This window comes from Roseovarius sp. A-2 (assembly GCF_002072155.1).
Classification (GTDB): Bacteria; Pseudomonadota; Alphaproteobacteria; order Rhodobacterales; family Rhodobacteraceae; genus Roseovarius.
Window position 1 is genome coordinate 14,492 of sequence record NZ_BDIY01000001.1, and the last position, 23,234, is coordinate 37,725.

General features: G+C 64.0%; 25 protein-coding genes. 14 read left to right on the top strand and 11 right to left on the bottom strand.

The window, feature by feature from the left end:
- Window positions 1-84: 84 nt before the first annotated feature.
- The 4 genes from BHD06_RS00080 (at window position 85) to BHD06_RS00095 (ending at window position 4,476) form a co-directional block, all read left to right on the top strand.
- Complete coding sequence (locus tag BHD06_RS00080) at window positions 85-1,062, top strand: Ldh family oxidoreductase (protein WP_080454956.1); 978 nt, start codon at window positions 85-87, stop codon at window positions 1,060-1,062.
- A gap of 183 nt (window positions 1,063-1,245) precedes the next feature.
- Window positions 1,246-1,641, top strand: coding sequence for a c-type cytochrome (locus tag BHD06_RS00085; RefSeq protein WP_080454957.1), 396 nt, complete (start codon window positions 1,246-1,248; stop codon window positions 1,639-1,641).
- Window positions 1,642-1,679: 38 nt separating this feature from the next.
- Window positions 1,680-2,081 (top strand): DUF4864 domain-containing protein, encoded by a 402-nt coding sequence (locus tag BHD06_RS00090; RefSeq protein WP_080454958.1) that lies wholly within the window; start codon window positions 1,680-1,682, stop codon window positions 2,079-2,081.
- Window positions 2,082-2,184: 103 nt separating this feature from the next.
- Window positions 2,185-4,476: a glycosyl hydrolase family 28-related protein gene (locus BHD06_RS00095; RefSeq protein WP_080454959.1), complete on the top strand. Its 2,292-nt coding sequence runs from the start codon at window positions 2,185-2,187 to the stop codon at window positions 4,474-4,476.
- Between the two features lie 18 nt (window positions 4,477-4,494).
- On the opposite strand, the gene BHD06_RS00100 is transcribed toward BHD06_RS00095, so the two are convergent.
- Complete coding sequence (locus BHD06_RS00100) at window positions 4,495-5,154, bottom strand: hypothetical protein (RefSeq protein ID WP_080454960.1); 660 nt, start codon at window positions 5,152-5,154, stop codon at window positions 4,495-4,497.
- 110 nt (window positions 5,155-5,264) lie between these two features.
- On the opposite strand from BHD06_RS00100, the gene BHD06_RS00105 reads away from it, so the two are divergent.
- The 5 genes from BHD06_RS00105 to BHD06_RS00125 all read left to right on the top strand — a co-directional run bounded on the left by BHD06_RS00105 (window position 5,265) and on the right by BHD06_RS00125 (window position 7,096).
- Complete coding sequence (locus tag BHD06_RS00105) at window positions 5,265-5,585, top strand: antibiotic biosynthesis monooxygenase (protein ID WP_080454961.1); 321 nt, start codon at window positions 5,265-5,267, stop codon at window positions 5,583-5,585.
- Window positions 5,582-5,869, top strand: a complete 288-nt coding sequence (locus tag BHD06_RS00110; RefSeq protein WP_080454962.1) for a DUF5665 domain-containing protein — start codon at window positions 5,582-5,584, stop codon at window positions 5,867-5,869. The genes BHD06_RS00105 and BHD06_RS00110 overlap by 4 nt, the downstream gene beginning before the upstream one ends.
- A 77-nt stretch (window positions 5,870-5,946) precedes the next feature.
- A complete protein-coding gene (locus tag BHD06_RS00115) occupies window positions 5,947-6,354 on the top strand; it encodes a universal stress protein (RefSeq protein ID WP_080454963.1) in 408 nt (135 codons plus the stop codon).
- A gap of 208 nt (window positions 6,355-6,562) precedes the next feature.
- Window positions 6,563-6,724 (top strand): hypothetical protein, encoded by a 162-nt coding sequence (locus BHD06_RS24655; RefSeq protein WP_307718120.1) that lies wholly within the window; start codon window positions 6,563-6,565, stop codon window positions 6,722-6,724.
- 42 nt (window positions 6,725-6,766) lie between these two features.
- Window positions 6,767-7,096 carry a VanZ family protein gene (locus BHD06_RS00125; RefSeq protein ID WP_080454964.1) on the top strand — a complete coding sequence of 110 codons (330 nt, stop codon included), beginning with the start codon at window positions 6,767-6,769 and terminating at the stop codon, window positions 7,094-7,096.
- 25 nt (window positions 7,097-7,121) lie between these two features.
- Here the strand turns inward: BHD06_RS00125 and carB are convergent, their stop codons facing one another.
- On the bottom strand, window positions 7,122-10,421 hold the full coding sequence (gene carB, locus BHD06_RS00130) for a carbamoyl-phosphate synthase large subunit (protein ID WP_080454965.1): 3,300 nt from the start codon (window positions 10,419-10,421) through the stop codon (window positions 7,122-7,124).
- 110 nt (window positions 10,422-10,531) lie between these two features.
- The gene (locus tag BHD06_RS00135) at window positions 10,532-11,056 is read right to left on the bottom strand and encodes a hypothetical protein (protein WP_080454966.1); all 525 of its coding nucleotides are present in this window, start codon (window positions 11,054-11,056) and stop codon (window positions 10,532-10,534) included.
- Between the two features lie 163 nt (window positions 11,057-11,219).
- Between BHD06_RS00135 and BHD06_RS00140 the strand changes: the two genes are divergently transcribed.
- Window positions 11,220-12,344 carry an aminodeoxychorismate synthase component I gene (locus tag BHD06_RS00140; RefSeq protein WP_080454967.1) on the top strand — a complete coding sequence of 375 codons (1,125 nt, stop codon included), beginning with the start codon at window positions 11,220-11,222 and terminating at the stop codon, window positions 12,342-12,344.
- 7 nt (window positions 12,345-12,351) lie between these two features.
- Here the strand turns inward: BHD06_RS00140 and BHD06_RS00145 are convergent, their stop codons facing one another.
- Together BHD06_RS00145 and BHD06_RS00150 are read right to left on the bottom strand one after the other, a co-directional pair.
- The gene (locus tag BHD06_RS00145; RefSeq protein WP_080454968.1) at window positions 12,352-13,293 is read right to left on the bottom strand and encodes a DMT family transporter; all 942 of its coding nucleotides are present in this window, start codon (window positions 13,291-13,293) and stop codon (window positions 12,352-12,354) included.
- Window positions 13,290-14,099 carry an alpha/beta fold hydrolase gene (locus BHD06_RS00150; protein ID WP_176214237.1) on the bottom strand — a complete coding sequence of 270 codons (810 nt, stop codon included), beginning with the start codon at window positions 14,097-14,099 and terminating at the stop codon, window positions 13,290-13,292. Before BHD06_RS00150 ends, BHD06_RS00145 begins: the two co-directional genes overlap by 4 nt.
- Window positions 14,100-14,304: 205 nt before the next feature.
- Between BHD06_RS00150 and mscL the strand changes: the two genes are divergently transcribed.
- Both mscL and BHD06_RS00160 read left to right on the top strand, forming a co-directional pair.
- Window positions 14,305-14,727, top strand: coding sequence for a large conductance mechanosensitive channel protein MscL (gene mscL / locus BHD06_RS00155; protein WP_080454970.1), 423 nt, complete (start codon window positions 14,305-14,307; stop codon window positions 14,725-14,727).
- Window positions 14,728-14,810: 83 nt separating this feature from the next.
- Window positions 14,811-15,617 carry a mechanosensitive ion channel family protein gene (locus tag BHD06_RS00160; RefSeq protein WP_080454971.1) on the top strand — a complete coding sequence of 269 codons (807 nt, stop codon included), beginning with the start codon at window positions 14,811-14,813 and terminating at the stop codon, window positions 15,615-15,617.
- Between the two features lie 62 nt (window positions 15,618-15,679).
- Here BHD06_RS00160 and BHD06_RS23520 read toward each other — a convergent pair whose 3' ends face one another.
- The 4 genes from BHD06_RS23520 to lgt all read right to left on the bottom strand — a co-directional run bounded on the left by BHD06_RS23520 (window position 15,680) and on the right by lgt (window position 18,806).
- Window positions 15,680-15,817 carry a hypothetical protein gene (locus BHD06_RS23520; RefSeq protein WP_176214238.1) on the bottom strand — a complete coding sequence of 46 codons (138 nt, stop codon included), beginning with the start codon at window positions 15,815-15,817 and terminating at the stop codon, window positions 15,680-15,682.
- A 279-nt stretch (window positions 15,818-16,096) separates the two neighbouring features.
- Window positions 16,097-16,852 (bottom strand): peptidoglycan editing factor PgeF, encoded by a 756-nt coding sequence (gene pgeF / locus BHD06_RS00165; protein ID WP_080454972.1) that lies wholly within the window; start codon window positions 16,850-16,852, stop codon window positions 16,097-16,099.
- Window positions 16,849-17,910, bottom strand: a complete 1,062-nt coding sequence (locus tag BHD06_RS00170) for a class I SAM-dependent methyltransferase (protein ID WP_080454973.1) — start codon at window positions 17,908-17,910, stop codon at window positions 16,849-16,851. Before BHD06_RS00170 ends, pgeF begins: the two co-directional genes overlap by 4 nt.
- Complete coding sequence (gene lgt, locus BHD06_RS00175) at window positions 17,907-18,806, bottom strand: prolipoprotein diacylglyceryl transferase (RefSeq protein WP_080454974.1); 900 nt, start codon at window positions 18,804-18,806, stop codon at window positions 17,907-17,909. Before lgt ends, BHD06_RS00170 begins: the two co-directional genes overlap by 4 nt.
- Before the next feature lie 100 nt (window positions 18,807-18,906).
- Here lgt and BHD06_RS00180 point away from each other — a divergent pair, with 100 nt between their 5' ends.
- The gene (locus BHD06_RS00180; RefSeq protein ID WP_080454975.1) at window positions 18,907-19,152 is read left to right on the top strand and encodes an accessory factor UbiK family protein; all 246 of its coding nucleotides are present in this window, start codon (window positions 18,907-18,909) and stop codon (window positions 19,150-19,152) included.
- 8 nt (window positions 19,153-19,160) lie between these two features.
- Here the strand turns inward: BHD06_RS00180 and BHD06_RS00185 are convergent, their stop codons facing one another.
- Window positions 19,161-20,342 carry a DNA recombination protein RmuC gene (locus BHD06_RS00185; protein WP_080454976.1) on the bottom strand — a complete coding sequence of 394 codons (1,182 nt, stop codon included), beginning with the start codon at window positions 20,340-20,342 and terminating at the stop codon, window positions 19,161-19,163.
- Window positions 20,339-22,183 carry a DNA mismatch repair endonuclease MutL gene (mutL, locus tag BHD06_RS00190; RefSeq protein WP_080454977.1) on the bottom strand — a complete coding sequence of 615 codons (1,845 nt, stop codon included), beginning with the start codon at window positions 22,181-22,183 and terminating at the stop codon, window positions 20,339-20,341. The genes BHD06_RS00185 and mutL overlap by 4 nt, the downstream gene beginning before the upstream one ends.
- Window positions 22,184-22,327: 144 nt before the next feature.
- On the opposite strand from mutL, the gene BHD06_RS00195 reads away from it, so the two are divergent.
- Window positions 22,328-23,227, top strand: a complete 900-nt coding sequence (locus BHD06_RS00195; RefSeq protein WP_176214239.1) for an MBL fold metallo-hydrolase — start codon at window positions 22,328-22,330, stop codon at window positions 23,225-23,227.
- Window positions 23,228-23,234: the final 7 nt, after the last annotated feature.

A 23,234-nucleotide genomic window follows, 5' to 3' on the forward strand; every position in this document is an offset into this window, starting at 1 on the left:
CCGGCTGAAAGCGGGTTCAGAAGGTCTGAATTGACCTCTGGCAGGGAGCCGACCATAGCTGTCTCTGACACGAGCGGAGGCGGGATGGTGCAAATTTCCCTAGACGAGATCGAGGCAAGGACCTGCGCGGCGCTGATCCGGCATGGCGCGCAGCCGTGGATCGCCGAACAGGTAGCGCGCGCGGTGCGCAAGGCCGAAAGCGTCGGCAACCGGATTTGCGGGCTCTACTATCTCGAAAGCTATTGCCAGCAATTGCAGACCGGGCGCGTCAAGGGCGATGTGGTGCCCGAGGTGACGCAACCGCGACCCGGCGCTGTGGTCGTCGACGCGAAATTCGGCTTCGCGCAGCCCGCCTTTGCCCTGGGGATCGACCGGGCGGCACAGGCAGCGCGCGCCTGCGGTGTGGCGAGCCTTGCGGTGGGGCATGCGCATACCTGCACCTCTCTGGGCTATTTCACCGAACAGATCGCAGACCGGGGCCTGATCGGTCTGGGGATGACCAATGCCTCGCCCATCGTGGCGGCCCCGGGTGGCAAGACACGGGTGATCGGCACCAACCCGATCGCCTTTTCGGTGCCGGACGGGCAGGGCGGCATTGCCATGCAGTTCGACCAATCGACGACCGTGGTGGCCCTGGGCAAGATCACGATGGCCAAGGCCGCAGGCGAGCGTATCCCCGAAGGCTGGGCGGTGGATGCCGAGGGCCGACCGACCACCGATCCCGATGCCGCGCTCGGCGGCTCTCTGGTCAGTATTGGCGGGCCCAAGGGCTGGGGCTTTGGCCTGATGGCGGAACTGCTGGCGGCGGGGATGACCGGCGGGGTGATAAGCCGGGATGTCAAGCCGCTCAAGGCCGCCGAAGGACCGCCGCATGATCTGGGGCAGTATTACCTGTTGATGGACCCGGAGGTGTCGGGCGCATTCTTCGAGCGGTTGGCACAGGTGGCCGAGGCGGCAACGCAGGACGAGAACGCCCGCCTGCCTGGGCAGGGTAAACGCCCGTCCGACCCGGTCGAGGTGGCCGATGCAGTCTGGCAAAAGGTGCTCCACCTCGCGGGGTAAACGGACAAGGCCTTTGCAAAGGCCTTGTCACGCGCTTTGCAAAGCGCGTGGAAAGCGGCTTTCAAGCCGCTTTAGAAGCCGTTTGCAAACGGCTTTTTGGACGGCTGGGTCGGTGTTTGACTTTGATCATGGCGGGGGGCACTTTTGCGGGAGAGACTGGCGACAGGGTGCAAGGAAGCTGCAATGAAAGCCATTTTTTTTCTATCGGCCGTCGCAATTCTGGCAGGTGCTGCGCAGGCGCAGGACGTGCGCGCTGGCAAGGCGGTCTATGACCGCTACTGCGCCGCCTGTCATGGTTCGGCCGCCCGGGGCGATGGTCCTATGAGGATGGTGCTGACGGTGGGCCCTTCCGATCTGACCGTATTGCAGCGCGCCAATGGCGGGCACTTCCCGCTGGCGCGGGTGGTGCAGCGCATCGATGGGCGCGATCCGATTGTGGCGCATGGCAGCGAGATGCCGATCTATGGAGATTTCTTCGAGGCCCGCAGCGTGGCCCTGCGCACCGAACGGGGCGAGACGGTGCGGGTCAGCCCGCCGATGGCCGATCTGGTCGCCTATCTGGAGGGCTTGCAACGCTAGGGTGGTGGCCTATTTCAATTTTGCATGGAGGTGTTGCCATGCGATATTTCATTCTATCCCTGATCGTCTCTATTGGTCTGAGCGGTGCTGCGCGCGCCGATGAGACGGCGCTGAGAGCGGTCATTTCATCCCAGATCGAGGCATTCCTGTCGGAGGATTTGGAGCGCGCGTTCAGCCATGCCAGCCCGTTCATTCAGCGCAAGTTCGATACGCCCGAGGGCTTTGGTCGCATGGTCCGCGAGGGCTATCCGATGGTCTGGCGTCCGTCCGATGTGACTTTTCTCGAGGCTGAGGTGATAGCGGGCAAGCTCTGGCAGAGTGTGCTGTTGCGCGGGCCGGCGGGCAAATTCTGGATCGTCGAATACGAGATGGTCAAGCGGGAGGACGGCCTGAAAATCAATGGTGTGCGGGTGCGCCTGGCCCCCGGGGCTGCGGCCTGAGCCATCCAAGAGGCACCGTGACGATGCCCTGACATCCGGTTAACGCCTCGGGGCTAATCCCTCTTTCCATCACGCGCGGCGCGGGAGAGAGAAAGGGATATCCATGAACAAGACAATCACCCAAGGCATCGTTTTCATGCCCCGGCCCTTCGCGGCGGGACTCGATCAGTGGTCGAGCGGCGACGGGCGGCCCGGCTCGGACACCTATGAAAACGTGGCCAATGCGGCCTTTGTACCAGCCGATCAGGATTTCGGCGGTGCGCTGGAACTGCAGAAGATCGAGGCCGTGCAGCGCGTGCGGTTCATGGGCGAGACGCCGATCCTGCCGGGCTGCTATCTGCAGGTGCGCGCGCGGATCAAGGCCATCGCGGGCAACCTGCCCAATGTGCGGATTGCCGCATTTGCCGGGGATGCCGACGGTGCGGGGCTAGCCGGTGTGACGGTCGAGGCGACGCAGGTCACGCTGACGACCTATGGCGAGGTGGTCGAGGTGAGCGCAATCGTGGGCATCGGGCGGCGCACGGGGGTGGATATGGTCTGGGGGCCGCAGGCGGTGTTCGGCCATTTCGGGATCGACCTCACCGGCCCGTCGGGCGGTGTGGTGCGGATCGACGATATCGAGATCGAGGATGTCAGCCGGTTCTTTCTGCGCGACGTGATCGCCACGGTAGATGTGCGCGACTTCGGCGCCATCGGTGACGGGGTGAAGGACGATCACGCCGCCTTCGAAGCCGCTGACACGGCGGCGGGGGGGCGAGAGATTATCGTGCCTTCGGGTACGTATTTCCTCGGGTCAAGCACCACGATCCAGAGCCGCATCCGGTTCGAGGGGACGCTGGCGATGCCGGAGGATGCGATCCTGTCGCTGACCAAGAATTACGACCTGCCCGCCTATATCGACGCGTTCGGCGACAGCGAACTGGCCTTCAAGAAGGCCTATCAGGCGCTCTTGAACAATGCCGGGCACGTGACGCTCGATCTGGCAGGCCGCAAGATTGCCCTGCGCGAACCGGTCGATATGGCCGCCGCCGTTGGCAACCGCAGCACCTACAACCAGCGCCACGTGATCCAGAATGGCCAGTTCTCGGTATTTCCGACCCCCGCCTGGGAGACCGATACCGTCACCTCGCAGGCAAGCTACGATCCCGAGGCCGACGAAAAGCGCCTGTCGAACGTCGTGGACGTGGCCAATATCGCGGTGGGATCTCTGGTCGAGGGCACTGGTGTGGGCCGCGAGGTCTATGTCACGTCGCGCAACATCGCCGCCGGGCGTCTGACGCTCAGCCAGCCGCTTTTCGATGCCGCCGGAACCCAAGTGTTCACCTTCCGCCGGTTCAAGTACATGATCGATTTCAGCGGCTTTCAGGACGTGTCGCGCATGGTGTTTTCCGAGGTGGATTTCCAGTGCTCGGGCGACTGCAGCGCGGTGTTGCTGCCGCCTTCGGGTTCGGCCAACCATTTTCGCGACTGTTTCATCACCCGCCCCAGGGATCGTGGCATCACCAGTCATGGCGAAGGCGATCAGGGGATGATGATCGACCGTTGCCAGTTTCTCTCGAACGAGAGCCCGCTTATGGTGACGGAGCGCGCCAGCATCGGGTTCAACGCCAATGCCAATGACCTGAAGATCCGCGACAACCGCGCGACGTTCTTCCGGCATTTCGCCGTGATGGCCGGGTCAAGCTCGCTGATTTCCGGCAATCACGTGTTCCAGGGCGATTCCGCCTCGAACGGGATCCGCAGCGCAGGCTTCGTGATGACGCGCACCAACAATCGCGGCACGATCAACGGCAACTACATCGACAACTGCTTCATCGAATGGGCGAACGAGCATGACGCCGCCCCCGAATTTGCCAGTGAGTTCTCGTTCAGCGCGCTCAGCGTGACCGGCAATGTTTTTCTGGCCAGCGACATGGCCCCGTGGTTCACCTTTATCACGGTCAAACCTCACGGTCCGGGCCATTTCCTCAATGGCATGACCGTGACCGGCAATACCTTTCGCGCCATAGGCACGCTCGACCGTGTGGAGACGGTGGATACCAGCTTTGCCGATCTCGATTTCGACCGGGTGCGGGGTATCACCTTTGCCGAGAACAGCTTTCACAACATCAGCATTCAGGCCGCGAGCCCGCTTGTCATGGCGCATGAAGAGAGTAGCGCGAGCGAAACCTGGGTGGTCGAGCCCGCCCCGCGTCTGCCGTTCGGGGCGTGGGCGCAGACCGTCGAGTCAATCCTGCCGGACGGGCCGTTACGCGATCCCGGCGGCGATGTGAGCCATATGACAGCTTATGTCGAAACCCGGCAGGGGCCGGAGAATGACCGCATCAACCTGCGATGGCCAGGCGCGGTTTCGGGCAAGGTGGTGTTGCGCCTGCGGATCGACGACGCGGTCTGATGCGGCCATGACTGGCGCTCAAAAACTGCGCCAGAGCCCGAGCTTGAAGCCGCGATGCCCGGCACCTGTGAGGGGCTCAATCAGCCCGGCCTCGATATGGGCTCCGGGCCGGATCTGATAGACAAAGGACGGGGCAAAGCGCGTGTAATCGCGGCCCTCATCGGGCGCACCGACCTGTAGTTGCAGGATCACCCTGCTGCGCGCCGTCACTGAGAGACCGAAGGTTGCCTCGCCTTCCAGGGATGTGCCACCGCCCTCAACGAGCACCGCGCGGCTGTCGACGGCCAGCCAGCCATAGCGCTCCCATAGCTTGATGCCCCGGCCGATATTCAGGCCGGGGCGCAGCGCTGTCTCGCCCTGGACCTGTCCCCCCCCGAGTTCCACTGCCAGCTTGAGTGGGCGTTCGGCAGGGCCAACGGGCCAGCGCAGAAAGGCCACGGTCTTGCTCGTACGCACGGCGTCGCCGCCCACATCGACCCCGAGGGTGAGCCGCTCGGTCAGGCCGTATTCGGCGAAAAGGGTGACGTTTTGCCGGTAGACCCCGTGTTCGTCCGGCCCCTCGATCTGGGCGGAGGTAGCGACGAACGCCGTGCCCTTCGCACGCGGCCACGCGCCGGGCAGCGCCGGGGCGGCGAACCACGGCATGAGCAGAAGGGAGAGCAACAGGTATCTCAACATGATTACCTCTGCGTTAACCTTCGATGGAAAGGGTAAAGCGAGGGTTAAGGTGGGGAGAGAATTTACCCTCCCGTGTCCGCGTGCTAGGCTGAGATCAAGGGAGGTGTGCCATGCCACATATCACAGAGCAAAGCAGCCATCAGACCGTGCTCACCACCTTCGAGGTCACTCCGGGGACCTGCGAAGATCTGCTCGACCTGCTGCGCGACGCCTATCGCGAGTTCATCTCGAAACAGCCTGGCTTCATCGCTGCCGGTCTGCATGTGAATGACGCGCAGACGCGTATCGCCAATTATTCGCAATGGCGCGCGCGCGAAGATTTTCAGGCTATGCTGCGCAGCGACGAGATGCGCGCGCGTAATCGAACGATCAACGAGCTGAGCAAGAGTTTCGAGCCGGTGATGTATGATGTCGTGGCGACCTTCGAATGAAGGATGAGGCCACGAAACCCGACGATCTGAGCGAGGAGATTCGGGCCCTGCGCAGCGAGGTCCGGCAGCTCAACAGCCACCGTTTCGTGCGAATCCACAACAATCTGCCGCGCCTCTTGGCGTTCAATTTCGCGCGCGGGCTCGCGGTCGGGCTTGGTACGGTACTGGGAGCAACAGTGCTCTTGTCGCTGATCCTCTGGGCCCTGAGCCAGATCGAGTTCCTGCCGATCATCGGTGAGTGGGCGGCGCAGATCGCACAGCAGATGCGGGACGCGCAGCAATAGCGGCCAAGTGATCTGGATCAAGGCAGGGCCCTCGTTTTGGCGGGACACTCGGACAGAACAACGCGAAAGGATATCCCATGTATGACCACGTTCTCGTGCCCGTTTCCTTCGATGCGGAACGCGACGGTGCCGGGGCGCTGGCGGCGGCGCGGCTGCTCGCCGGTGAGAGCGGCACGATCAGCCTCTTGCATGTCATTGAGCAGGTGCCGGCCTACGCGATCTCCTATCTGCCCTCTGGGTATCAGTCCGAGGCGCGCAAGGCCATCGAGACGGAACTGGCGAGCATGGCCGCCGCCCTGCCGCGCGCCGAATCCTTCGTGATCGAGGGGCATTCGGGCCGCACCATCCTCGACTGGGCGGAAACGCACGGCCCCGATTGCATCGTGATCGCGAGCCACCGACCCGGCATGCAGGATCTGCTTCTGGGCTCGACCGCGGCCAAGGTCGTGCGCCATGCCACCTGCGCGGTGCATGTGATCCGCTAAAGCAATTTCAGAAAAAGTTGGTAGACATTTTCGGTTCGAAATTGCGCCCGCTCTAGGCTGCGGCAGATCGCACGCCCTCCTGTGCCGGTGGCCCCGTGCGCCCACCTTTTCGGGTGATTTGGGCCACAGACAGGAGGAAAGTTAGGCCGTGCTCGATTGACGAAAACGAACTCGTGCTTGCGGAGCGGGCCGGAATTGAGATCGACTATTGCCCGACATGCCGTGGTGTGTGGCTCGACCGAGCGAATTCGACAAGATCATCGACCGCGCCGATGCCGGGTATCGTCCACGCGGCGATGATCGCGGTTTTTCGGGCGGAAAGCCGCGCAAGAGATGTGGTGGTTTATTTGGAGAGATCTTCGATTCCTGATCGGCGCTTGATCGGGGCGCGGTGGGGGCCTAAGAGGCCGCCATGCCCCTTTTTCTGACCCTTGGCCTTGCACTCACAATTGCCGCGCTGACCCTGATGCCAGTACCGCCCGGGCCGGACGGGGTTTCATGGATGGACAAGCTGGCTCATTTCCTCGCTTTCGGTGCGCTTGCTGTGCCGCTTGCCTGGCGGCACCCGGTGCATTGGCGAGCGGTGGCACTGGTGGCGCTCGCCTATGGCGGTGCCATAGAGATTGTTCAGCCCTATGTGGGCCGCAGCGCCGAGTGGGCCGACCTTCTGGCTGACGGGCTCGGGGCCTTTGGCGCGGCTTGGGCCGCAGCGCAGATCGCACACCGACGCCGCGCCGGGTGACGGCGCGGGCCGGAACCTGATCGGGTTAGCCGGGCACACCCTGCAAGGGCATGGCCGACAGTTCGCCCTCTTGCCGCGCCTTGATCGCCAATGCGGCCGCGTGCGATCCGGCCACGGTGGTGAAATACGGGATCTTGTCATAGAGCGCGACCGAGCGGATTTCGCGGCTGTCCTCGACCGCCTGCATGCCCTCGGTGGTGTTCATCACCAGCGCGATCTCACCATCCTTGAGCATATCGACGATATTGGGCCGCCCCTCATAGACCTTGTTGACCACCTCGCAGGCAAGGCCCGCCTCGGTCAGGAAGGCCTCGGTGCCGCGTGTCGCCACGAGGGTAAAGCCCAGACTCGTGAGCACCTGCGCGGTTTCCACAAGCTGCGGGGTCTTGTCGCTGTCCTTGATCGAGACGAACACGCGGCCCCCCTCGGGCAGGTCCACGCCCGCGCCCATCTGCGCCTTGAGGAAGGCACGCGGGAACGACACGTCCCAGCCCATCACCTCGCCGGTAGAGCGCATTTCGGGGCCGAGGATCGTATCGACACCCGGGAAGCGTGCGAAGGGCAGCACCGCCTCCTTGACCGAAAACCACGGCATGTTGGGATCGGCCAGCGTCATCTGGTCGGCCATCGGCAGGCTGCCGGGCTGGGTGTCGCGCGGGTAGGGGCCACGATAGGGGAAGGCGGCCATGCTCTCGCCCGCCATCAGTCGCGCGGCGATGGAGGCGATGGCGCTATCCGTCGCCTTGGCGACGAACGGCACGGTGCGGCTGGCACGCGGGTTTACCTCAATCAGGTAGATATCCTCGCCCTTGACCGCGAATTGCACATTCATAAGCCCCACGACATTGAGCGCGCGCGCGAGCGCCTCGGTCTGTGTCTTGATCTCTTCGATGGTCGCCGGGGAAAGTGAGTAGGGCGGCAGCGAGCAGGCGCTATCGCCCGAATGCACGCCGGCCTCCTCGATATGCTGCATGATGCCCGCGACATGGACGGTCCTGCCATCGCAGAGCGCGTCGACGTCGCATTCAATGGCACCCGACAGGTAGCTGTCGAGCAGGACCGGGCTCTTGCCCGAAACGACCACCGCCTCGGCGATGTAGCGTTCCAGATGGGCCATGTCGCGCACGATCTCCATCGCGCGGCCGCCCAGCACGTAGGAGGGGCGGATAACCAGCGGAAAGCCGATGCTCTCGGCAATGGCGAGCGCTTGCGCGTCCGTTGAGGCGATGCCGTTTCTGGGCTGCTTGAGGCCCAGTTTGACCACCAGATCCTGAAACCGTTCGCGGTCTTCGGCCAGGTCGATGGCGTCGGGTGTGGTGCCTAGGATCGGGATGCCCTCGGCCTCCAGCCCGCGCGCCAGTTTGAGCGGGGTCTGCCCGCCGAATTGCACGATTACCCCGTGCAGCGTGCCGTTTTCCTGCTCGACGCGCAGGATTTCCATGACATGCTCAAACGTCAGCGGCTCGAAATAGAGCCGGTCCGAGGTGTCGTAATCGGTGCTGACCGTCTCGGGGTTGCAGTTGATCATGATTGTCTCGTAGCCCACATCGCTGAGCGCGAAACAGGCGTGACAGCAGCAGTAGTCGAACTCGATCCCCTGACCGATCCGGTTCGGGCCGCCGCCCAGAATGACGACCTTCCTGGCCTCCGATGGGCGCGCCTCGCATTCGACCTCGCCCATCATCGTGGCCTCGTAGGTGGAATACATATAGGGCGTCTGCGCCTCGAATTCGGCGGCGCAGGTGTCGATCCGCTTGAACACCGCATGCACGCCTAGATTAATGCGCGCGCGGCGCACCTGATCCTCGTCTCGGCCCGTGAGGGTGGCGAGGCGGGCATCGGTGAAGCCCATCATCTTGAGATGGCGTAGCCCGTCCTCGGTCATCGGCAGGCCGTCGCGGCGGATGCGCTCCTCGGCCTCGACGATCTCGCGGATACGGGCGAGGAACCATGGATCGAACGCCGTGGCGGCGTTGATTTCGTCATCGGTCAGGCCATGGCGCATGGCCTGCGCGATGGTGCGCATCCGGTCGGGGGTAGCGACCGAGAGCGCGCGGGTGATCGCGGCCTTGTCCGGCGCGCCCTCGATTTCCACCTCGTCGAACCCGCTCAGGCCGGTTTCCATCGAGGCGAGCGCCTTTTGCAGGCTCTCGTGGATCGTGCGGCCAATCGCCATGGCCTCGCCCACCGATTTCATCGCGGTGGTCAGATGCGGCTTGGAGCCGGGGAACTTCTCGAAGGCAAAGCGCGGGATCTTGGTCACGACATAGTCGATGGTCGGCTCGAAAGAGGCCGGCGTCACCTTGGTGATGTCGTTGTCCAACTCGTCGAGCGTGTAGCCCACCGCCAGCTTGGCCGCGATCTTGGCAATCGGGAAACCCGTGGCCTTGGAGGCGAGCGCAGAGGAGCGCGACACGCGCGGGTTCATCTCGATCACCACCATGCGCCCGTCTTCGGGGTTCACGGCCCATTGCACGTTGGAGCCGCCGGTCTCGACCCCGATCTCGCGCAGCACGGCAATGCTGCCGTTGCGCATGATCTGGTATTCCTTGTCGGTCAGCGTCAGGGCAGGGGCCACGGTGATCGAATCGCCCGTGTGCACGCCCATCGGATCGACATTCTCGATGGAGCACACGATGATCGCGTTGTCCGCGCGGTCGCGGACCACCTCCATCTCGTATTCCTTCCAGCCCAGCAGGCTCTCGTCGATCAGGATCTGGCTGACAGGCGAGGCGTCGAGGCCGGATTTGCAGTAGTGGATATAATCGTCGCGGTTATACGCCACGCCGCCGCCGGTGCCACCAAGGGTAAAGGCTGGGCGGATGATCGCGGGCAGGCCGACATAGTCGATCGCCGCCATGCATTCATCCATGTTGTTGGCGATTGTCGCCTTCGGGTTCTCGATGCCCAGCCGGTCCATCGCCTCGCGGAAGAGCTTACGATCTTCGGCCATTTCAATGGCTTGCCGGTTCGCGCCGATCAGTTCGACGCCGAATTTCTCCAGCACGCCCATATCGGCCACGGCGAGGGCGGTGTTGAGCCCGGTCTGCCCGCCCATCGTGGGCAGCAATGCGTCGGGCCGCTCTTTCTCGATGATCTTGGCCACAGTTTCGGGGGTGATCGGCTCGATATAGGTGGCGTCGGCAAGGCCTGGATCGGTCATGATCGTCGCGGGGTTAGAGTTCACCAGGATGACGCGATACCCTTCCTCGCGCAGGGCCTTGCAGGCCTGTGCGCCGGAATAGTCGAATTCGCAGGCCTGTCCGATGATGATGGGCCCCGCTCCGATGATCATGATGGATGAGATATCGGTTCTTTTCGGCATATCGGTCCCCGGGCAGCTTGATGACCGCGCGGGCCGGTGGGGCGCGCGCGCAAATTGGTGGGGTTATATCCATGATCCGCCCGTGTGCAAGGGGCAAACCCGGTGCGTGTTCAGGAGGTTTCGGGCATCTCGGGCGCGTCCTCCAGAATGATCCGGTCAAGCGCGCCCATGCCCGCGCCGTCGCGCTGCGGATAGAGGATCAGCCGATCTATGACCTGCCCTTTGAGCGCACCTGCGTCGAAGCGCGTGAAGCCTGGCTGTGCAAGGTCGGCGACAAAGCGGTCGCCCGCAACCAGCAGATCGCCGAGATACCCCTCGACCTGCACTTCGGGCGCGCCGCGCTCGGATTGCCAGTCGAGCGAGACAAAGGTAAAAGGTGCGTCGCGCAGGATCGCGATGCCGCCACGCTGCCCCATGGTGCCCTCGATCTCGTTCGCACCATCGGTGCCGTCCCCCGACTTTTCAGCGGTCGAGATCATCGCATTGCGTGTGACGATGCGATACCCGTCCTCTTGCATTTTCTGCGGCGCGGGGCCTTCGCCCGGCCCCTCGAACCCGATCGAGGCCTGCTCCGCCCTCGCCACCGCGGCGCAGAGGCAGAGACCCAGAATGCCGCTGTGCAAAAGAAGTTTCATCAATCCGGTCCTTAAATCGCCCTTTTGGTCCGAGCGTCGCGCCTGCGATCGTGTGTGTCAAGCACGGGGGCTTGCGCAAAACCGGATCAAAGCGGCGCTTTTGTAGGTGTCTTTCGGTGCCGCGCGGCCTAAAAAGCGCAGCACTTGCCCAAAGGAATGCGACGTGCAGATTCGTTTCGATCATGGACCGACCGGGGCCGCCTGTCAGTTCGCGCAGGCTGAAAGGCTGATCGTGGCGCATGAGGTGGAGGACGTGCCCGCCGCTCTCGCTGCGATGGACGCGGCGCGCGCAGCGGGGCATTGGCTCGCGGGGTTTGCCAGCTACGAGTTGGGCCATGCGTTCGAGCCGCGCCTTGCCGCGACCCTGCCTTCGCGTCGCCGCCTGCCGCTCTTGCAGTTCGGCGTATTTGACGCCCCACAGGTGGCTGCCCCCCTCAGCCCCGGCCCCGCGCAATTGAGCGATATGCGCCCCGATTGGGACGCACGCCGCTACCGCCAAGCGTTCCGGATCGTGCATGACTATATCTGCGCGGGCGATATCTATCAGGCCAATCTCACCTTTCCGATCCGGATGCAGGTGACCGGCACGACGCAGGCGCTCTATGCCGCGCTGAGCCGGATTCAGCCGGTGCGCCACGGCGTGCTGATCGAGGCCGAGGGGCTGCCCTCGATCCTGTCACGCTCTCCGGAACTGTTTTTTCGCATCGATGCGACGGGTGGGATCGAGACCCGGCCGATGAAGGGCACGCAGCCGCGCAGCACGGATGCGATGGAGGATGCGCGCCGCCGGTTCTTTCTTCAGTCGGATGAAAAGAACCGCGCCGAGAACCTGATGATCGTGGACCTTCTGCGCAACGATATCAGTCGGGTGAGCGTGCCCGGCTCGGTTCGCGTGCCGGAACTGTTCAGCGTCGAAAGCTATGAGACGGTGCACCAGATGACCTCGCTTATCTCCGCCGATCTGGCACCCGGTGCCACGCTCTCGGACATCCTGCGCGCGCTTTTTCCCTGCGGGTCGATCACCGGTGCGCCAAAGCTGCGGGCGATGCAGATTCTTGCCGACCTCGAAGGCACTGCGCGCGAGATCTATTGCGGCTCCATTGGCTGGGCCGCACCGGATGGGCGTGCGGAATTCAACGTCGCCATTCGCACGCTGCTCTTGGAGCAGGGGCAGGCCACGCTCAACGTCGGCGGCGGTGTGGTCTATGACAGCACCGCCGAGGGCGAATACGAGGAGGCGCTTTGGAAGGCGCGCTTTGCCCGTGCGTTGATGCCGATGCCTGCCTGAACTGTCTTCAGCGGGTTCCCTGCCCGGCAAATGCGGCACGCAACCGCGGCCAGTACAGCTCGACCAGAACGCAGCCGGTTACCAGCATGATCGCCACAACCTGCAGGCTCGTGGGCCAGGTTCCAAGGATCACGATGGCCAATGCGGCTGCTATGATCGGCTTGAGAAAGAAGAGATACGAGGCGCGGGTGATGTCCGGGGCCGCCGAGAGGCCGCCGAACCAGAGCAATTGCGTGATCGTCGTGTTCCACAGCGCAAGGACGATCAGCGACCACGCGGCAAGCGGGGGTTTCTCGACGATACTTGCCGGGTTGACCCAGGTGCCCCAGGCCACGCCGACAAGCAGCCACAACCCGATGCCGCCGATCATCATGGTCAGCGCAATGATCCGCAATCCGCCGTGACGCCCCATCACCGGCTTGATCAGCACCGCGTAGAACGAGCCGAGTGCGGCACAGCCCATGGCCAGCAGAACCCCGGGCAGGGTGCCTGCCTCACCGGCCAACGTGGTGAGTGCCCCGTCGGTCAGCAGCACGGCGATGCCCAGCACCGCCAAAAGCCCGGTTACCATCTTGACTGCGCCGGGATGCACGCCGTTGAGCACCCAGTTCGCCAATCCGACGAAAATCGGGATGGTGGTGGTCACTGTGGCCACCTGAATCACCGTCGCGTAATCCAGCGCCCAGTGAAAGAACAGATATGTGACCGTGACCCCCATGATCGACAGCCACAGGATACGCAGCCCCTCCTGCCGCAAGGGCGTGATGAGATCGCGGCTATCGCGATCCCAGAGCGCCCAGAGAATGAGCCCAAAGCCGCCCAGAAGGTAGCGCCAGACGCTGGTTTCCGGCCCGGCGACGCCCGACAGCTTGGCGAAGAACTCGCTGCTGGCGTGCCCTACGACGCCGATCATCACCGCCGGATAGGCCCATTTCTCGGGGATGTTCATGGGCAGATCTCCGCTCCGAAGCGTGCCAGGCTCTCGGCCAGCCGCGCAGGGGCCTCTTGCGGCAGAAGATGGCCCGCCTCGGGCCAGTCCTCACGCTGCGCATCGGGCAGGGTGGCATAGAGCCGGTCGACAACGTCCCGGTCCAGAAATACCCGATCCTGCAAGCCGGTGATCACCAGAACCGGCAGGGCAAGGGTGCTGTAATCGAGGTGCCAGTCGGTTTTGGCGGCATTTCGCATCAGGTTCATGTGGCCATGCTCGGGCGGCAGCGGCGCATACGTGCCCTTGAGGAAATTGCCGCGCGCCTTTGCCGCGAAATCCTCGTTCACCAGCAGCGGAAACAATGCGTCGAGAAAAAGCGACACCCCGCCATGCGCCACGATTTGTGCCATCGCCGTGTTGACCCAGTCGATCCGTGGCCCGATCTCGCGCAGGGTGTTGAGCAGCACCAGCCCTTCGGCCTGTGTGCCATTCAGCACCGCGCGCGCGGCGTAAAGCCCGCCGATGGACAGCCCGACGAGGATCGGGCGCGCGGGTGCGACCTCGGTCATGAGCCGTTCCAGATCCGCAACGATCACCTGATCGGTCAGGTCGAGCGCTGCATCGAACGGCGACTCGGCCTGCCCCCGGAAATTGTAGCTTAGCGTGCCGAAGCCCTGATCGCGCAGTGCAGGCGCGACTGCGGCTTCCCAGGCGTCGGTCGATCCGGTGAGCGCGTTGACGAAGACGAAGGTCGGCGCGCCGTCGCGAGAGGGCCGATGATGGAGGTAATAGAGCGCGTCGGTTTCTCCAAGGGTCAGGTGCATACGTCTCTCCATCGGGGTCGATTACAGCGTCACGCTAGGCGGGCCCCGCAGTCATGGCAAGGCGGCAGGCACGCCTGCGGGGAAGGTCAACCGCTTTTTCCCCGACGGTGCATCACGTTTTCACGAGGATTTTGCGGGTTTCATGGTAAATCGCGTCAGTGGCGGAGCAGATGAACCGCCAAGGGCAAGTGCGAAAGGGACGATTATGTTACAAGAGTTCAAGGATTTCATCGCCAAGGGCAATGTCATGGACATGGCCGTTGGCATCATCATCGGCGCGGCGTTTACCGCGATTGTCGGCTCGCTGGTGGCCGACCTTATCAATCCGATCATCAGCCTGTTCATGGGCGGGCTCGACTTTTCCGGCCTCTATATGCTGCTCGGGTCGGGTGAATACGCCTCCATCGCCGCCGCAGAAGAGGCGGGCGCGGCGGTTTTCGCCTATGGCCGTTTCATCATGGCGGTGATCAACTTCCTGATCATCGCGTGGGTGGTGTTCCTGCTGGTCAAGGCGGTGAACCGCGCCAAGGAGGCCGCCGCCACACCCGAGGAGGCAGCCCCGGCGGCCGATCCCGGCCCGTCGGAACTGGACATCCTCATGGAAATCCGCGATTCACTGAAGAAATAAGCCGGTGACATGGCGAAGGGTCCGCTGTTCGGCGGGCCCTTTTCCCGTCTCGCGCACATGGGGCCTGTTGAAGGGAGAGAAAGATGCAAGACCTGATGACACAACTCGCTGGCTACGGGCCGCTTGTTATCGCCGCCGCCAAGGCCCTCGCCGTTCTGATCCTCGGCTGGATGGCGGCCGGAATTGTCAGCGGCATCGTGCGGCGCCGCGTCAATACGAGCGCGCGTATCGACAAGACCATCGGAAATTTTGCCGCCTCCATCGTCAAGTGGGTGATCCTGTTGATGGTGCTTGTAGCGGTGCTGGGGATTTTCGGGATCCAGGCGACCAGTCTCGTCGCGGTTCTGGGCGCGGCCACGCTGGCCGTCGGCCTGGCGCTTCAGGGCACGCTCAGTGACCTCGCGGCGGGCTTCATGCTGATCCTCTTTCGGCCCTACAAGTTGGGACAGTATGTCGATATCGGCGGCACCTCGGGCACCGTGGTCGACCTCAATCTCTTCTTCACCGAACTTTCGACACCCGACAACGTGCAGATCATCCTGCCCAACGGTCAGGCCTGGGGGTCGGTGATCACGAATTACTCGCATCACGCAACCCGGCGCTGTGACCTCACCTTCGGCATCGGATATAGCGACGACGCCGACCGCGCGATCGCGATCATCCTCGACACCGCCAAGGCCGATGCGCGCGTGAAGTCGGATCCGGAACCGTGGGCGCGCGTGGTGAACCTCGGCGACAGCAGCGTCGATATCGGCGTGCGCCTGTGGTGCGATGCGCCCGATTACTGGGATCTGAAATTCGCCATGACCAAGGCGGTGAAAGAAGCATTCGACGCGGGCGGCATCTCGATTCCCTATCCGCATCAGGTGAATGTCGAGCAGGCGGCATAAGCGCGCCGCAGAGATGACTTGCGGGCCGTCTGCGTGTCAGGCGGCCCCGATGATCGCGGGGGTCAGGCCGAGTTGACAGCCCTCGCCTGTGTTACCGTAGCGCGGCGTGTCGCGAGGGAACGCGCGTTGCGATGGTAGGGAAGCGCCGGGGCCGGGCGCTTGCTGTGCTTGACCACCGATTTCAACCAACGTGTTTTCATGACCTGATCCTCGTTCCGATTGGCCCGTGCCGTGGGCGCATTGTTTCTCTAAAGGCAACTATGGCAACGGTTTGAGGCCAGGTTTTGACGGCTAAACGCGAATTCTCAAAAAAAATGGATACCCATGCGGGTCATGATGCACGGACTTTCTCTTTCTCAGAAAGGTAATGAAATCAATGTTCTGAGCAGAGTTTTTCAGAGCAAGGCCGTGCGAGTGCGCCCCAAAGTTTGACGAAAACCGGTCATCGCGTGCCGGGTTCTTGCCCGAATTGCCCCGGCTCAGAGCCGGATCACAGAGATCAGCCGCCCGTAATCGGCCTCATTCGCATGGGTGGCGCGACGATAGGAATAGAACCGCGCCGCGTCAGCATAGGTGCAATGCCGGGTCCATTCCGCATGGCCCACGCCTGCCCGGCGGAGGCAGTGCAGCCCGAAGGCGGGCAGGTCGAACTGATAGCGCCCGTTCTCGCCATTGGCGAAAAACCGGCTGTAGCCGGGGTCTTCGGCCACGAAATCCTCGAGGAATTCCGGCCCCACCTCATAAGCCGCCTGGCTTATCGAGGGGCCGATCACGGCCGTGATCCGGTCGCGCCCCGCGCCGAGGGATTCCATCGCCTCCACCGTCGACTCCAGCACCCCGTCGAGCGCCCCGCGCCAGCCCGCATGCGCCGCGCCGACCACCCTGGCCTTGGTATCGGCGAACAGCACCGGCTGGCAATCCGCCGTCAGCACGCCAAGCGCCACGCCGGGGGTTGCCGTCACCATCGCATCGGCGCGGGGCCGTTCGGCCAGTGGCCCATCGACTGTCACAACATCTGCCGAATGCACCTGATGCACGGTCACGAGGTTGGCGGGCTCCACCGCCATCGCCTGTGCCACGCGGGCGCGGTTGATCGTCACGATTTCGGATTGATCCGACGACCCCGGTCCGCAATTCAGCCCCGCAAATACGCCCGAGGAGGCCCCGCCGCGCCGAGTAAAGAATCCGTGGCGCAAGGGTGCGAGGCTGTCCGAGGTCAGGATTTCAAGCGTCATGGGTCAAATCCGGGCGGAGGCTGCAAGGTCGTGGGATGCAGGGCAAGCACCTTGAAGAGCCTCCCCATTTCGGCGGGGTCGGTCAAGCGTTGAAATGCCGCCAGATGGCTGTCGCGCGCGGCCCCGGTCAGTTTGCGTGCCAACGCGTCCTTGCGGGCCTCAATGCCCAGACGGAAGAGCAGCGTGCCCTGCGGAATGAGGCGGGCATGCGCGCAGGGGGCGGCCTGGGCCAGGGCCTCGAAATCCACATGCGCGGTCAGGTCGGCCTCGCCCGGTGCGGCTAGCGGATCGGTGGGCGCGTGCGCCTGCACTGCCTGAAACGTATCGCCAAGCGAACGCCAGTCGCCATAATCGACGATCAGAGCGGCCCCGCCTCTCGCCTCGATTCTTGTACCGATCTCCTGGGCGATGGCACGGCCCGGGGCGCAGATCTCTACGATGTCGCCGTCGCGAGTGTCGGCCAGCCGATGCGCCAGATCGGCCGGTGCCACCGGCCCGCCGAGGCCGATGGTCAGCCTGTCGTCGCGTAGCCCGACGACTCGCTCGCGCCAGCCTTCGCCCTCTCGCTGGAATTGCCGGATCGGCAAGGCGTCGAAAAACTCGTTCGCCACCAGAAAGAGCGGCAGGTCGGGCAGGTCCTCAGCCCGGTCATGCCATGTCACGCGCGCATGGTTGATGCTCTGCGCCTGTTTCTCGCGCAGTGTGGGCGAGGCTTCGACCAGATGCACGTGCGCGCCTGCATGAAACCCCGGCACGCCCTTGGTGGCGCGCAGGATATCGGCCATCAGCGTGCCGCGCCCCGGCCCCAACTCGGCCAGTGCGAAGGACGTGGGCCGCCCCTGATCGAGCCATGACTGCGCCAGGCATAGGCCCAGCAATTCACCGAACATCTGGCTGATTTCCGGCGCGGTGGTGAAATCGCCGGCCGCGCCCAAAGGGTCGCGCGTCACGTAATAACCCATCTCGGGATGCATCAGACAAAGCGCCATATAATCGGCCAGCGAGATCGGCCCGACGGCGGCAATGCGTGCGGCGATATGACCTTTGAGCGCGCTCACGCCGGGGCCGGTTTCCGTGTCCGGCGGGCCCAGAGAAACATACCGATGCCGAAGGCGATCATCGGCAGCGACAGGATCTGGCCCATGGTCAGGCCATAGCCCGCCACATGCCAGGCCAGCCCCAGCGGATTGCCATCGCCGACGAATTGCGCATCGGGCTGACGCACGAATTCCACCATGAACCGCGCCACGCCATAGCCTGCAAAGAACAGCCCGGTCAGCGTACCGGGGGCTTTCAACGCGCCCCGCCGCCAGCCCAGCCACAACAGCACCGCCCCGAGGATCAGCCCTTCAAGCGCCGCCTCGTACAGCTGCGACGGGTGGCGCGCGCAAAGCCCCAAGATGTCCGGGCAATCCTGCGCCGCCCCGCCGGGAAAGACCACGCCCCAGGGCAGATCGGTGGGCCGCCCCCACAGTTCGGCATTGATGAAATTTGCGATCCGGCCCAGCAATAAGCCCACAGGCGTCACCATGCAGAGCACATCCGCCACCGACAGCCAGCGGATGCCGCGCCGGTAGGAAAACACCACCACCGCCAGCACGACCCCCATCAGCCCGCCGTGAAACGCCATTCCGCCTTGCCAGACGGCGATGATCTCACTGGGATTCGAAAGGTAATAGCCAGGCTGGTAAAACAGCACATAGCCGATCCTGCCACCAAGGATCACGCCGAGGATCACCCATGTCAGCAGGTCCTCGACCGCGCGTGCATCCATCGGCGCGGTGTCATTTGGCCAAAGTGCCGGACGCCGGACGCTGGCCACCACAATGCGCCAGCCGATGACGATCCCCACGATATAGGCCAGCGCATACCAGCGCAGCGCGAACTCCATGCCGAAGAGCGAGATCGAGACGATCTCCGGCGCGATATCGGGGAAGGGGATCATGGCCTGCATGGGTGTCTCTGTGCCGTTGCCGCGTGGGGAAAGTCAACCTTGTGATCGCCCGTCCTCGGGCCATATATGGGGAGGAAATTTAACGCCGGAGGCACATGCCATGCAAACCCGCAACAAGATGCTCGACGATATCAGCCAGTTGATGACCAATGCCATGGGCGTGGCCCAAGGCGCACGCGACGAAGCCGAGACGGCGATGAAGTCGATGATCGACCGCTGGCTCGCTGATCGCGATTTTGTCACCCGCGAGGAATTCGACGCGGTGCGCGCCATGGCCCAGAAGGCGCGCGAGGAAAACGAGGCGCTCAAGGCCCGGATCGAAGCGCTGGAAAACGCGGGCTCCTGAACCCGCACTCAGCCCTTGCGCGCCAGCCCCTCATGCGGGGCCGGCAAGGCAGGTTCGGACTCGGGGGCAAGTTCCTCGAAGTCGAAATTATCGAGCCTGCGCGCGCGTCGCCCGGCCTTGTCGGCGGAAATCTTGATCTCCGAGATGTCCTTGGCCGCCTGATGGAAATGCCGGTCGAGGTTCTCGACCCGACTTCCGAGCCGGTCCACATCGGCAAAGAGCAATCCCAACTCGCGCCGGATCGCGCCCGCCTGTTCGCGCATCCGCGCATCTTTCAGGATCGCGCGCATGGTATTGAGCGTGGCCATGCAGGTGGTGGGCGACACGATCCAGACCTTGGCTGCGAACCCCTCGCGCACCAGTTCGGGGAAATTGGCGTGCAGTTCGGCATAGACCGCCTCGGAGGGCAGGAACATCAGCGCGCCGTCGGCTGTTTCACCATCGAGAATGTACTTCTCGGAAATGTCGCGGATGTGCTTTTTGACCGAGGTACGCAGGAATTTCGCGGCTTCGTTCAGCTCCCAATCGGTCTTGGCCCGGCGCAGCGCCTCATAGGCCTCCAGCGGGAATTTGCTGTCGATGCAGATCGGCCCCGGCGGGTTGGGCAGGTGAATGAGGCAATCGGCGCGTTTCCCGTTCGAGAGCGTGGCCTGCAAGCTGTAGCTGTCCGAGGGCAGCGCCTTGGTCACGATATCGGTCAGCTGGATTTCCCCGAACGCCCCGCGCGTCTGCTTGTTCGACAGGATATCCTGCAACGACAGCACATCGCCCGACAGTTTGGTGATATTGTCCTGCGCCTTGTCGATGGCCTGCAGGCGCTGTTGCAGATCGCCCAAGGATTGCGCGGTGCGGCGAGCCGAGCCTTGCAGGTTCTCGGTCATCTGGTTGCCCACTTCGGCAAGGCGTTTTTCCATCAGTTGCAGCATATGCGACTGGCTGGCCGCTTGCGCCTCGGAGACATGGTTGAGCCCGCCTGCAAGCTGATGCTGCCCGTCCGACAGCCCCTGCACCCGCTGTCCAAGCTGGCTCATCTGCTGCGCCAGCGGTTCCGTCATGCGCGCCGACCGGGTTGCGGCGCGCACGGCGGTGATCAGAAGGATCACGATCAGCAGCAGCACGCCCGCGCCGATCAGCGCGATCAGCGTGAGAGGGTCGTCAAGCGACAGGGAATAGGTGCCGATCTGGATCATGTGCGACCGAATAGGCGTTCGATGTCCGACAGCGGCAGCTCCACATAGGTGGGCCGCCCGTGATTGCACTGGCCGGAATGCGGCGTGCGCTCCATCTCGCGCAGAAGTGCGTTCATCTCCTCCGCGCTCATCCGGCGGCCGGAACGGACCGAGCCGTGACAGGCGACGCGGCTGAGAATGGCGTCGATGCGGGATTTGAGCGTGTCGCTCGCCCCCTGTTCGTGCAACTCGTCAAGGATGTCGCGCAAGAGCGCCTGCGCGTTGACCTCGCCCAGAATGGCCGGGGTTTCGCGCACAGCGACAGACCCCGCGCCAAACGGCTCGACCACAAGGCCGAGGGTGCCAAGATCCTCGGCATGCTCGGCCAGAAGCGCGCAATCGGCCTCGGACAGGTCTACGATCTCGGGGATAAGCAGGGCCTGCGCCGCGATGCCGGTTTCGGCCATCTGACGTTTCAGGCGTTCGTAGACAAGGCGTTCATGCGCGGCGTGCTGATCGACGATGACCATGCCGGTCTCGGTCTGGGCGATGATGTAATTCTCGTGGATCTGTGCGCGCGCGGCCCCGAGGGGCAGGGCGGTGACGGATACGTCCTCCGGCTCCGGCGTTTGGATCTCCGGCTCGACCCGCGCGCTCCAATCTTCCACCATCTCGGCAAACCCGGGGGCCTGCGCCTGATAGGCGAGGTTACGCGCCTGCGGCGACGGGCGGTCCATCTGGTAGACGCGCGCGCCCGAGGGTTCCGGCCGGAACGCGCCCAACGTGGCCCCCGCCACGGTCGTTGACGCGCGATGCCCCGCCTCGGCCAGCGCATGGCGCAGCCCCGAGACGATCAGCCCCCGCGCCAGCCCCGGATCACGGAACCGCACCTCGGATTTCGCAGGATGCACGTTCACATCCACCAGCACCGGGTCGCAGTCGATAAACAGCGCCGCCGCCGGGTGCCGGTCGCGGCTGAGCACGTCCTGATAGGCCGCACGCATCGCACCGTAGAGCATCTTGTCGCGCACCGGGCGGCCATTGACGAAGAGATATTGCGCCACGCTCGAGCCGCGCGAATAGGTGGGCAGGGCGGCATAGCCGGTCATCCGCAGCCCCTCGCGGGTGGCGTCGATGCGCAGCGCGTTGTCGGCGAACTCCGCCCCGAGGATACGCGCCAGACGGCCATGCAGCGCGTCGAAGAGATCTCCCGTCTCAGGATCGGCGCGGAAGGTGATCCGCCCTTCGCCCCCGCCCGACACATCGCGCAGGGTAAAGCCCACATGCGGCTCTGCCATGGCAAGGCGCTTGACGGTGTCGGCAATCGCCTGGCTCTCGGCGCGGTCGCTGCGCATGAATTTCAGCCGCGCGGGCGTGGCGTAGAAAAGATCGCGCAACTCCACCACGGTTCCTGCATTGAGCGCGGCAGGTTTCACGCCGCCCATCTGCCCACCTGCGACGGTGATCGCACCGGCCTCGTGCCCCTCTGCCCGAGACGTGATGCTCAGCCGCCCGACCGCGCCGAGCGAGGGCAGCGCCTCGCCGCGAAAGCCGAAGGAATAGATGTTCAGCAAATCGCTGCCGTCGATCTTGGAGGTGGCATGCCGCGCCAGCGCCAGCGGCAATTGATCGGGCGCCATGCCGCAGCCGTCATCACTCACCCGAATCAGGGTCTTGCCGCCATCGGCCACCGCAACCTCGATCCGGGCCGCCCCGGCATCGAGCGCGTTTTCCATCAGTTCCTTGACCGCCGAGGCCGGACGCTCCACGACTTCGCCCGCCGCGATGCGGTTGACGGCACCCTCATCCAACTGACGGATCACCGGAGGGGGCTGGCTTATATTGGGGCTAGGTTTGTTCATACCCCAATACCTAGCACGGATCATAGCGATTCTGCCATATTTCCGATGTGACATTCCGGGGCTTGGGCAAAATAAATCCTGTGCATCGGGTTGGAAGGCCGTAACATTCCATTATGTGAATTCAGCATGGCAAAGGAGTTGATCATGTTCAGTCACACCAGCCCATCCCGAGGCCCCGGATCCCCCGCCGTCACCGGGTTTTACGATCAGGCTTCGGGCAGCATTCAATATGTCGTCGCAGACCCGGCCACGAACAAGGCCGCCCTGATCGACGTTGTGCAGGATTTCGATCCCGCCGAGGCCCGGTCCTATCACGACAGTGCGCAGGAAATTCTCGATTTCGTCACCCGCGAAGGGCTGGACGTTGAATGGATTCTCGACACGCATCCGCATGCGGATCACCTGATGGCCTCGGCCTGGCTGCGTGACAAACTCGGCGCGCCGAACGCGATAGGGGCCAAGGTGCGCGACATCGCGCGCATTTGGGAAGACCTCTACCACATGCCCGGTGCCTTTGACCCCGACCGCGATTTCGACCGGCTGTTCGACGACGGCGCGCAGTTCAGGATCGGCGAAATGGAGGTGCGCGTGATGCTCTCGCCCGGGCATACGCTCGGCTCGATCACCTATGTGGTGGGCAGTGATGCAGCTTTCGTGCATGACACGTTCATGCATGTCGATGTCGGCACCTCGCGGGCGGATTTCCCCGGCGGCTCCTCCAGCGTGCTCTATGACAGTTTGCAGGCGATCCTGGCGCTGCCCGACGAGACGCGGCTTTTCGTCGGCCATGACTACCCGCCAGTGGGCGACCGGCAGGATCCGGCATGGGAGGCGACGGTGGCCGCACACAAGCGCGACAATCCGCATGTCGGCGGGGGGGCCAGCCGCGACGCGTTCATGCGGGTGCGCGATGACCGCGACGCGACGCTCGGCCTGCCCGATCGCATCCTCTACGCCCTGCAGGTCAACCTGCGCGGTGGCCGCCTGCCCGAACCCGAAAGCGACGGGCAGCGCTATTTCAAGATCCCAGCCAATCGATTCTGAGCCAAGG